The 10,373-nt window shown below is 64.1% G+C and carries 10 protein-coding genes and 2 pseudogenes; 6 read left to right on the plus strand and 6 right to left on the minus strand.

What is annotated here, in order from left to right; all coding sequences use genetic code 11:
* A partial coding sequence (locus VNW74_RS08420; protein WP_325676149.1) for an NAD(P)/FAD-dependent oxidoreductase occupies nt 1–695 on the minus strand: 695 nt, incomplete at its 3' end.
* A 141-nt stretch (nt 696–836) separates the two neighbouring features.
* On the opposite strand from VNW74_RS08420, the gene VNW74_RS08425 reads away from it, so the two are divergent.
* Nucleotides 837–1,865, plus strand: coding sequence for an AraC family transcriptional regulator (locus tag VNW74_RS08425; RefSeq protein WP_325676150.1), 1,029 nt, complete (start codon nt 837–839; stop codon nt 1,863–1,865).
* A gap of 188 nt (nt 1,866–2,053) precedes the next feature.
* Nucleotides 2,054–3,493: a DUF1254 domain-containing protein gene (locus VNW74_RS08430; protein WP_414686629.1), complete on the plus strand. Its 1,440-nt coding sequence runs from the start codon at nt 2,054–2,056 to the stop codon at nt 3,491–3,493.
* Between the two features lie 25 nt (nt 3,494–3,518).
* Here the strand turns inward: VNW74_RS08430 and VNW74_RS31865 are convergent.
* The 4 genes and pseudogenes from VNW74_RS31865 to VNW74_RS08445 form a co-directional block, all read right to left on the minus strand.
* Nucleotides 3,519–3,638 (minus strand): annotated as a pseudogene (locus VNW74_RS31865) (hypothetical protein); the annotation flags it as partial.
* Nucleotides 3,639–3,660: 22 nt separating this feature from the next.
* The gene (locus tag VNW74_RS08435; protein ID WP_325676151.1) at nt 3,661–4,398 is read right to left on the minus strand and encodes a hypothetical protein; all 738 of its coding nucleotides are present in this window, start codon (nt 4,396–4,398) and stop codon (nt 3,661–3,663) included.
* An 85-nt stretch (nt 4,399–4,483) separates the two neighbouring features.
* A complete protein-coding gene (locus tag VNW74_RS08440; RefSeq protein ID WP_325676152.1) occupies nt 4,484–5,416 on the minus strand; it encodes a fumarylacetoacetate hydrolase family protein in 933 nt (310 codons plus the stop codon).
* Entirely contained in the window at nt 5,416–6,378 is a 963-nt protein-coding gene (locus VNW74_RS08445) for an MBL fold metallo-hydrolase (RefSeq protein ID WP_325676153.1), read from the minus strand. Before VNW74_RS08445 ends, VNW74_RS08440 begins: the two co-directional genes overlap by 1 nt.
* Nucleotides 6,379–6,595: 217 nt before the next feature.
* Here VNW74_RS08445 and VNW74_RS08450 point away from each other — a divergent pair, with 217 nt between their 5' ends.
* Both VNW74_RS08450 and VNW74_RS08455 read left to right on the plus strand, forming a co-directional pair.
* A complete protein-coding gene (locus VNW74_RS08450; protein WP_325676154.1) occupies nt 6,596–7,222 on the plus strand; it encodes a TetR/AcrR family transcriptional regulator in 627 nt (208 codons plus the stop codon).
* A gap of 354 nt (nt 7,223–7,576) precedes the next feature.
* Nucleotides 7,577–7,696 (plus strand): annotated as a pseudogene (locus VNW74_RS08455) (alanine-phosphoribitol ligase); the annotation flags it as partial.
* An 82-nt stretch (nt 7,697–7,778) separates the two neighbouring features.
* On the opposite strand, the gene VNW74_RS08460 reads toward VNW74_RS08455, so the two are convergent.
* The gene (locus VNW74_RS08460) at nt 7,779–8,330 is read right to left on the minus strand and encodes a helix-turn-helix domain-containing protein (protein ID WP_325676155.1); all 552 of its coding nucleotides are present in this window, start codon (nt 8,328–8,330) and stop codon (nt 7,779–7,781) included.
* A gap of 104 nt (nt 8,331–8,434) precedes the next feature.
* Here VNW74_RS08460 and VNW74_RS08465 point away from each other — a divergent pair, with 104 nt between their 5' ends.
* The gene (locus VNW74_RS08465) at nt 8,435–9,481 is read left to right on the plus strand and encodes an aldo/keto reductase (protein WP_325676156.1); all 1,047 of its coding nucleotides are present in this window, start codon (nt 8,435–8,437) and stop codon (nt 9,479–9,481) included.
* A gap of 13 nt (nt 9,482–9,494) precedes the next feature.
* A complete protein-coding gene (locus VNW74_RS08470; protein ID WP_325676157.1) occupies nt 9,495–10,355 on the plus strand; it encodes an SDR family NAD(P)-dependent oxidoreductase in 861 nt (286 codons plus the stop codon).
* Nucleotides 10,356–10,373 lie beyond the last annotated feature (18 nt).

The raw sequence follows: 10,373 nt of genomic DNA on the forward strand, positions 1-10,373 counted from the left end.
GGGAGGAATCGACCCAGAACTTCGGAGATCTTGTCGAAGGCGGGCAACGAGAAGATGTACGACGGCGAGCGCTGCAGCATGGTCACATGCCCGGCGTCGCCGGCCATCGTCGGCACCAGCGTGACGGCCGTTGCGCCACTACCGATCACGACGACCTTCTTGCCGGTGTAGTCCAGGTCTTCGGGCCAATGCTGGGGATGGACGCACTGACCCGTGAACTGCTCCACGCCGGGGAAGGCCGGCAGATAGCCGGCGTCGTAGTTGTAGTAGCCGGTGCAGCTGACGAGGAAGCCGCAGGTGTAGCAGCGAGTCTCGCCGGTCGCCTCGTGCAGCGCGGTGACCGTCCAGCGGCTCTCGAGCGTCGACCAGTCAGCGCGGACGATCTTGAGGCCGTAGTGGATCTTCTCGTCGATGCCGTACTCGGCGGCGGTGTCCGCGATGTACTCACGGATCGACGCGCCATCCGCGAGCACCTTGTTGTCCTGCCACGGCCGGAATTTGTAACCGAAGCTGTACATGTCGGAATCCGAGCGGATACCGGGGTAGCGGAACAAGTCCCAGGTGCCGCCAAGGCGCTCGCGTCGCTCCAGCACGGCGATGGTCTTGTCGGGATGCTCGGCACTGACCTGGCAGGCCGTACCGATTCCGGACAACCCGGCACCGATGATCAGGACGTCGAAGTGTCGTGCGTTCATGGCTTCCCTCGCGCTTCCTACCTGCTGTGTCCGCAGGACCTTGCAGAAACTTTGTAGAAACAGAATGGTTGAGGTCGGGGTCGCGGGTCTTGACAGATTGCGACGTACTTTTGTCATTTCCCGACACGGGGAGTTGATCGAATGGCCAGCCTGATCCGCGCCACCAACCTGTGGGGTTACAGCGACTTGGTCAGGGAGCTCGGCGCTGACCCGGAGCCATTCCTGTCGCGTTTCCACATCCCGCCGGGTGTCGAGTATGAGGACGAGGCGTTCATCTCCTTCGAGGCGTTCGTCCGCATGCTGGAGGCCAGCGCTGCCGACCTAGGTTGCCAGGACTTCGGGCTTCGTCTCTCGCGCTGGCAGGGCATGGACATCTTGGGACCGATCGCCGTGATCGCCCGGAACGCTCAGACGTTGCTGGGCGGGCTGGAGTCGATCGCGAGTTACCTCTACGTCCACTCCCCTGCGTTGCAGCTGACCGCCCACTCGGGGACCGCCGAGACCGACGTCAGGTTCACTTTTGAAGTGATCGGGCCCGGTCTTCCCTATGTGCTCCAGGGATACGAGCTAGCCATGGCCAACGGCGTACGCATGATTCATCTCATGGGCGGCCCGGAGGCGCGGCCCCGCGCAATCTCATTCATGCACGAACAACACGGCTCGGACGCCGCGTACAGCGAAGCGCTGGGTTGCCCGGTGCGCTTCGGACAGCCCTGGTGCGGGCTCGAGCTACCTCGGCACCTGGCCGGCAGGCGCATCGAGAGCGCGGACCCCGAGACCAGGCGCATCGCCACCAAGTACCTGGAGGCCCACTATCTGCCGAGCACCGCGACGCTATCCGAACGGGTGGCCGAGCTGGCCCGCCGCCTACTGCCCACCGGCCAATGCAGCGTGGAGGCCATCGGAGACCAGCTCGCCATGCATCCACGAACGCTGCAACGAGGCCTGGCTGCCGAAGGCGTGCGATGCCAACAACTCATCGAACGGGAGCGCCGCGAGCAAGCGGCGAGATATCTCGCTGAACCGGGGTTGCATCTCAACCAGATTGCGGCGCTGCTTGGTTACACCGAACAGAGCACCCTCAATCGCTCGTGTCGGCGCTGGTTCGGAAAGACACCGCGGCAGTATCGCGCGGACTTCGCGGTGTCGCCGTCGCGAGTTCACGGCTGATCTGAGTTGAGAAAGTTTCTTCACAGACGCCTCCGCAGTGCCCGAAGGGATCGACAGCCGGTGCCGCGGTGGCGAAGTGATTCGGGAACTACGTTCGGCGTTCGAGCGTCACGGGTGCGCGGTCCTGGGTAGCGTGGGTCAACTGGTATCGACAGAGCACGGTTGACCAAGGCGAATGGGGACGGGCAATGGCGGCCGGGGTATGCAGGATGGTGGGTCTCGGCGTTGCCGTGCTGCTGGTCAGTGCGGTGGCCGGCTGCGGCGGCGCCAATAAGTCGGCGCCGACGTCGACGACCGCAACTCCCACGCCCGCTCAGGCCCGTGAGATCGCCAAGGACGCCTACATTTACGGCTTTCCGATGGCCGACAACTACCGCATTCAATACTCGTATTTCGTCGACCAGCAGGATCCCCAGTACAAGGGCCCCTGGAATCAGATCCACAACACCGCCCGAGTGTTCACTCCCGCCGACACCGCTATCCCGACGCCCAACTCCGACACGCCCTACTCGTTCATCGGTGCCGACCTGCGCGCTGAGCCGCTGGTGCTGACCGTCCCCCCAATTGACGCGGGCCGCTACTTCGCGGTCCAGTTCGTCGACGCCTACACCTACAACTTCGCCTATATCGGCAGCCGCACCACCGGCAACGGCGGCGGCAAATATTTGCTCGCCGGACCGGGCTGGAACGGTGACAAACCCGCCGGCATCAACGATGTAATGCGTTCCGACACCGACTTCGTGCTGGTGGGCTACCGCACCCAGCTGTTCGGTCCCGACGACATCGACAACGTCAAGAAGATCCAGGCCGGCTACCAGGTTCAACCGCTGTCAGCTTTCCTGAACCAACCGCCACCGGCCGCCGCCCCGACGATCGACTTCGTCAAACCGCTGACGAAGGATCAGCAGAAGACCTCACCGGAGTTCTTCAACATCTTGAACTTTGTTATGAAATACACCCCGACGTTGCCCTCGGAGAAGGACCTGCGGGCCCGGTTCGCCTCTATCGGCATCGGACCCGACGGCTCCTTCAACGCCGCCACCCTGACACCGGAGATGCGCACCGCCATCGAGGCCGGAATGGCCGACGCCTGGGCCGAACTCGCCACACTGCAAAAAGACAAAATCGACACCGGCCAGGTGACCTCGGGCGACTTATTCGGCACCCGCGATTATCTCCGGAATAACTACCTCTACCGGATGGCCGGTGCAGTGCTCGGAATCTACGGCAACTCCGTGCAGGAAGCGATGTATCCCGCCTTCTCCAACGACTCCACCGGCGCACCGCTGACCGGAGCGAACAACTACACCTACCGGTTCCCGCCCGGCCAGCTGCCCCCGGTCAACGCGTTCTGGTCGCTGACCATGTACGAGCTGCCGTCCAGCCTGCTGGTCGCAAACCCGATCAACCGGTACCTGATCAACTCACCCATGCTGAACAGCCTCACCAAAGACCCCGACGGGGGTGTCACGTTCTATATCCAAAACACCTCACCGGGCACGGACAAAGAATCGAACTGGCTGCCCGCGCCCCAAGGCCCGTTCCGGATGTTCGAGCGACTCTACTGGCCCAAACAAGAAGCACTGGACGGCCAATGGAAAGCCCCCCAACCACAAAAAGTCTCCTAGACGGCGGCGTAGCTGACGGGGTTTGATAGCCCAGGGCCGAATGCCGCCGGTGGACGTTGTATTCGTTCTTCCAGTCGGCGATCAAATCGCCTGCAAATGAATGAAATCCGCTCCGACGCCCGTCAGAGCGCGTTTCCTTGAGCAACCGGATTCCGGAAATGCGTGGTTCAGCCTGTGTAGCGTTCGGTGCCGGTCACGACGATCGGCACCGGTGAGGTGCCGGTCCCGCCGAGTGATGTGCCGGCGTCGATGATCCAGTTCGTGAATTCCACAGCCAGATGCTGGCGGTGTCCTTCGATCACTTCGGCGGGCGCGGCGTCGGGAAAGTAGATGCCTAACACGACGTCGAATCCGTCTGCGGTTTCACGGAACTGGTGCAGCGCGTGTGCGAAAAGTGTGCCGTCGGGGAGTATGACATTGCCCACCATGCGCACGGGGTAATCGGCCGTGAGGTCGTCAATCGCCTGATCGTCGTCGGTCAACAGGATCCGGAGGTCGGTGATGTACGGTCCGAGGTTTTCGACCACCTGGAGGCGGTCATCGACCTGTGTCATGACGAAATGTTCGGGCTCGGCGGCCAGCAACCTCGGCTGATCTGGGATGGCTGAATGGAAGTAGGCCAGAAATTCCGCGGCGCTGATGCCTTTTACCCGCAGTTCGGTCTGCGCCGGCCGCCACTTGCCTTCCGAGGCAGCGACCCACGCCCTGAAGTGTTCGGCCGAGTCGTCGAGGTCGGGCTTGAGCAACTCCAGCAATCCTTCGCGGCCCAGGCGGGACTTCAGCATGGCCAACGCGCGTCGGGCGAAGAAGAGTTCCCAGTCACCCACCGTGCCTGGGGATGTCGGGCCGGAGACGACGGCGACGTCGACGGTGTCAATGGGCTGGTTGGGTGCGGTGGTAGTCATCGTTGGTGCTCCTTAGGTACTTTCGTGTTGGTTGCGGTGGATCCGCTGGGACCCGAGTTAGTTGCTCGCGGTTTCGGGGAGCTGGTTAAAACCCGGTGGACAGCGGTATCGGGGCCACTCCAGCGACGACGCGTTGTCGCAGATCGCCGAGCAGTTCAACGGCCAGGTGGACCTGGTCACCGGGCTGTAGCCACCCCCGAAACGATTCGGGTTGGGCCGCATAGTGTTCGAACAGGCACCCGGTGGGAACGGTGCCGGTTCCGATGACATCACCCGGGCGCAATTCAGTGCCGCGCGAGGTGTAGGCGATCATGTCGGCAAAGTCCCAATCGATGCTGTCCCACCGCCCCTGACTGATCTCGTCGCCGTTGACCGATGCGGTCATCGTCAGCGCGAAACCTTTTCCGGCACGGTAGGGTTCGAGTTCGTCGGGCGTCACCAACCACGGTCCGAGAGTGGTAGCGCCGTCTTTGCCCTTGGCCGGACCGGCCCCCATGGGCATTTCCGCCAGCTGCAGGTCGCGTGCACTCCAATCACACAGGATGGTGTAGCCCGCGATGTGTTCTCCTGCTTTGTCGCGGGGGATGTCGCGCCCCGCCCTTCCGATGACTGCGCCGACCTCCAGTTCGTAGTCGAACTGGTGCGATCCCGGGAAGATGGCGACGTCATCGGTCGGGCCGAGCACGGCCGCGGCGTTGGTGAAGTAGAAGCAAGGCACCCGCTCGTAGCGCCCGTCGATCGTCAGACCTGCAGGTCCGCCGCAATTCCGCATGTGCTGCAGGAACCCGATGCAGTCCCGGATCGACGGCGGCTGAAGGGGCGCACAGACGACGACGTCGGCTATGGGGGCGGTGTGGTCGGCACTGCAGAGTATTGAGTCCGCGTGGGCGTTGAGACCGTCGTGTGATCGGAGCAGGTCGAGCATGGTGGGCCCGGGCGCGAGCCCGTGGACCGTGTCCGTGTCGTCGAGCATGCCGACGCGTTCGACACCGTCGTGGCGGTAGGTCAGCCAGCGCATCAGAGCTCACCGGCCGTGGCTGTGCTGGTGCCGATGCTCTCCATCGCGGCAATCTCGTCGAAGATGCTCAGCAAGGGCTGTTGGGGCAGTTGAGGATCGAGGGCGTGGTACACGGCGGCGACGTTCTGCACCAGACGTCCCCGGCCCGACATCCCCGCAAAGGTACCGAGGTTGATGGATGCGGCGGCGGTGGCGGCGTCGAGGCCGTCGTTGTAGCGCTTGGTGGCTTCGGTGACGACGAAAGTCAGGTAGTCGCGCACCTGGGCGACACCGGTTTTGTCGGTGACTGGGCCGTGCCCGGGCACGATCGTGGCGAGCGGCATGTCGAGCAGCAGGTCGCAGGCGTCGATCCAGCGCTGTGGTGGGCCCGCCCACACGATCGGCGTGCTGTCGATGAAGAGGATGTCGCCGGCGTATAGCAGATTCGCGTCCGGCACGTGCACCAGTACATCTCCGACAGTGTGCGCCGGACCGACTTCGATCAGGAGCACTTCACGGCCACCGACGTCCACCGATAGCCGCCCGCCGAACGTCCGCGTCGGCGCGACCGCCGTGATGTCGTCGAACCGGAATGGTGCGAGCGCCGTCGTCATGTACTGGCCAACGCGCCCCTCCGCATTCGGTAAGGCGGCGAGCTCGTCGATGGCATGCTGGGTCATCAACGTGGCCGCCGCCTCGGAGGCGACGATCTCTACGCCTGGGGACGCCACCAACTGGTTACCGAACCAGTGGTCGCCGTCCGAGTGAGTGTTGACCACCGTCGTCAGGGGGGCACGCGCGGTGTGCGAGCGGATCGCAGCCAGCATCTCCGCGGTCGTCGCGAGGTCGAAGAGGGTATCGACCATCAGCGAGGACCCGGCACCGACAATCAGCCCGGAATTGCTCAAACCCCAGCCTCCGTCGGGCTGCAGCCAGGCGTGACACCCGTTACCCAGGTCGTGCAACCCCTTTGTGTAGGTCATCTGTTCTCCTCAGCTCGTGGTTGCCGTTCAGCAAATTTCGCGTCACCCGATTGAAAGCCTGCGCCGTTGTCAGCACGCCGTGCCTCTGCGGCAGCGCTCGGTCTTCGGCGGCGTGCCTGCGTGCTGTGCGTCAAGAATCTGTAATGCAAGTGATCATGCGTTCAATGTAATCCCGCTCATACCGTTAACACAAGCCTTACTGCGTTATGCTGTTCGGGTGAGCGACCAAGACAACGCGGTGCGCCGTCGCTACGGCGGGCGTTCCGCGCGTGTCCGCAGTGCGGTGCTCGACGCCACAGTGGAGGTATTGCGCGACCTCGGATGGGGACAGTTCAGCCTCGCAGAGGTAGCCAGCCGCGCCGGCGTGCATGAGACATCGATCTATCGGCGGTGGGGCACTCGCGAACGGCTTGTCGTCGAGGCATTGCTGCTGGCCGGGGATCAGCATCTGCCGATCCCTGACACTGGTTCGCTGCACGATGACCTTGTCGCCTTCGCGCGCGAGCTCGCCCAATTCACGAGCGATCCGGTCGGTGCGGCAATGGCCCACGCGCTGGCATCGCCGGTGGACGACCCAGCGATTGCCGAGACCAGCGCCCGCTATTTTCAGACTCGATTCGAGATAGCTAGTGTCATGGTCAATCGAGCCGTATTGCGTGGTGAACTGCCCGACGGCGCAATCAACGACGGCGCCACAGCAATCGAAATGCTCGTCGCCCCATTGCATTTTCGTCACCTCGTCAGCCATCAGCCGATCAACGAGGAACTTCTTAATCGTCTTGCCGACTTGGTGATCCACGCGCTAGGCGGCAGCACCCCGCGGCGCCGCCGAGCTGAGGCATAGGCCTGGCATCTCCGGGGGCTGAACGCAGCCCTGGCAGATCGACGAGCCGCATCGCGGCTGGCGAGGCGCTGTCACCGCGGCGTCGATCGGCCCGTTGGGCGTCACCGGTGAGCCATCGCAGTTCGATATCGGGTATCCCGCGGCTCCCGACGTCGACCGCACGTGCCAACTGACGCAGCCTGTTTTGCTTTAACCCTCGACAGCCGCTGTTCGTCACTCAGACTAATGCAAGTTAGAATGCATTAATTCGAGTCCGGCCGCGTTCCGACGCGGGTCCCCCGCGGCTGGGTCGAGCAGTGCAGTGCAAGAACGGCGCGGCGGTTGACAGCGCCAGCATCGCCCGGCTCGCAGCAAACCGGAAGGCCCCGGATGGGAGCGAAGCAAATCAGGTCGTCCGCCGACTCCTACGACAGCGCCAAGGCGCTCGACCTCTGGGATACCAGCGAACGGCTGGTGCAGCATGTCACGACGTAGCGGCCACCGCCCTCGGCGTCGCGCTCTGCCAGATAGCCCGGACATTTCCGGCTTCGTCGAGAATAGCTGCGCCGAATAGTCGTCAACCCGGCGCACTCCGGAAACCCCGCAGGATCGTCTCCAGATGGCGCCGCCATAGCTCATGGCCATAGTGAGCCGGGTCGGTGTGCTCGGATTGGATGACGCCGCGCAGCGCCCAAACGGCAGCGGTGATGTCGTCGGGTGTGACGTCCGCGCGGGCTGCACCTGCCCGTTGTGCGCGTCGCAGTAACTCGGTCGAACGCCGGCGCAATTCCTCGACGAGAGCTTTGGGCGCGAGTTCTCCCCACACTGGCGCGGAGAGTCCCGCCTTGGCGGCAAGCTCGACGCCCACGGTCCGCAGAAAGACGTCGAGGCCAGCCTCCGGAGGTGACTGCTCGGCGATGACCGCCACGTCGATCAGATGTCGGAAGAATCCGCCGAGCACCTCCTGAACCAGGGCGTCCTTGTTGGCGAACCGGCGATACAGCGTCGCCGGACCCACTGCGGCCGCTTTGGCAACGTCGCCGAGGGTGGCGGCCGGTCCCCGCTCGGCGAACACCTCCTCTGCGGCTCTGACGAGCCGTTCGCGGTTGATGGCGGCGTCGCGGCGCACCGGATCCCTTCCTGCTCCTGCGGAACGTGCCGGCTCGGGAATGAATCCCGCGCTGTGGCGTTCAGCATATGTGATAGCTCTACTACCAGATACGCAGGAGGGTCATGACCGTCGAAAAGGCCAAGGGTTCAGCTCGTGTGCGGCTCGGGCATTCCGAGCTGAGGGTGCGCCCCGTCGGCTTGGGCTGCATGGGAATGTCTCAGTTCTACGGAGCCGCCGATGACAGTGAGTCGGTAGATACGATCCGATCGGCGATCGATCTCGGAGTCGACTTCCTGGACACCTCCGATGTGTACGGTGCTGCTCTCATCGCCACGGCGACGAACGTCCGAGGTTTTGGCCACAACGAGCAACTGATCGGTGCCGCGCTACATGGCCTCCGCGACAACGTCGTCCTCGCGACGAAATTCGGCGTGAAGGTCAACGATCCCCCCAACGGGATCGTGCTGGACGGGCGTCCCGAGTACGTCGCCGCCGCGTGCGAGGCGAGCCTTCGTCGACTGCGCACCGACGTCATCGACCTGTACTACTACCACCGGCTCGATCCGAGTGTCCCCATCGAAGACACCGTCGGGGCGATGGCCCAACTGGTCACCGCCGGCAAGGTCCGCGCGCTGGGACTCAGTGAGGCAGGGCCCGAGCTGATCCGCCGAGCACACGCCGTGCATCCCATCACAGCGCTACAGAGCGAGTACTCACTGTGGGAGCGGCGCGTCGAGGGCGGAATCACCGCAACGTGCCGCGAACTCGGCATCACGTTGGTGCCGTTCAGCCCATTGGGCCGATCGGCGCTGACCGGTGAGCTGAAACCCGGTGACACGTTTGACTCCAACGACTTCCGGGCGAGCAATCCGCGGTTCTCGGCCGACAACCTCGCAACCAACCTCGAACCAGTCGCGGCCCTCGCCGAGCTGGCCGCCGACAAGGGATGCCGGCCGGGACAACTGGCCTTGGCCTGGCTGTTGGCACAACCGTTGGACGTGGTACCGATTCCGGGAACCAAGCGCGTTGCGTACGTCCGGGAGAATCTCGCGGCCACCTCGGTCGCAATCAGCACCGACGAAGTTGCTTATCTGAGTGACATATTCGCGCCCGGGCGGATCGTGGGAGAGCGCTACACCGCTGCGCACGCCCGCACCGTCGCGAACTGAACTGGAGGAGATCATGAGTAAGGTTTGGTTCATCACAGGGTCGTCGCGAGGGTTCGGCCGCGAACTGGTCCGAGCTGCGCTCGACACAGGTGACGCAGTCGCTGCGACCGCTCGCCGCCCCGAGCAACTGGCCGATCTGGCGACCACCTACGGGGATCGCATCCTTCCGCTGCCGCTCGATGTCACCGACGCAGCCGCCGCGGCGGTGTCGATCGCGGCTGCCCGGGAACGGTTCGGGCGCCTCGACGTCGTGGTGAACAACGCCGGGTACGCCAACGTGGCGCCCATCGAGACCCGCGATGACGAGGACTTCCGCGCCCAGTTCGAGACGAATTTCTGGGGGGTCTACCACGTGTCTAAGGCTGCGATACCGGCGCTGCGCGAACAAGGCGGTGGCTTGATCATTCAGTTCTCGTCCGTGGGTGGCCGGGTCGGCGGGTCGGCCGGTATCGCGTCGTACCAGGCCGCAAAGTTCGCGATCGACGGGTTCTCCCGTGTTCTGCAGACTGAAACGGCACCGTTCGGCATCAAGATTCTCGTCGTCGAACCCAGCGGGTTCGCCACCGACTGGGCTGGGTCATCGATGGAGGTTGCCGACATCCCGGACCAGTACGCCGACACCGTCGGAGCAATGAATTCGGTTCGCAACAGCGACGCCATCACCGCGGGCGATCCGGCTCGGGCGGCCCAGATCCTGGTGCGCATGGCGCGGCGTACCGACCTGCCCTATCACCTACCGCTCGGCGTGAACGCCGTCGAAGGCTCGATACGCCAGGACGAATTCCTCCTCGCCGAAGATCGCAAGTGGGCCACGGTGGGACGATCGGCTGATTTCGCCGAGCCCTATCCCGTCGACTTCCCCCCTGAAGCGTGATGGAGGTTCCAAATGTGC

This window comes from Mycobacterium sp. (assembly GCF_035570115.1).
GTDB lineage: Bacteria > Actinomycetota > Actinomycetes > Mycobacteriales > Mycobacteriaceae > Mycobacterium.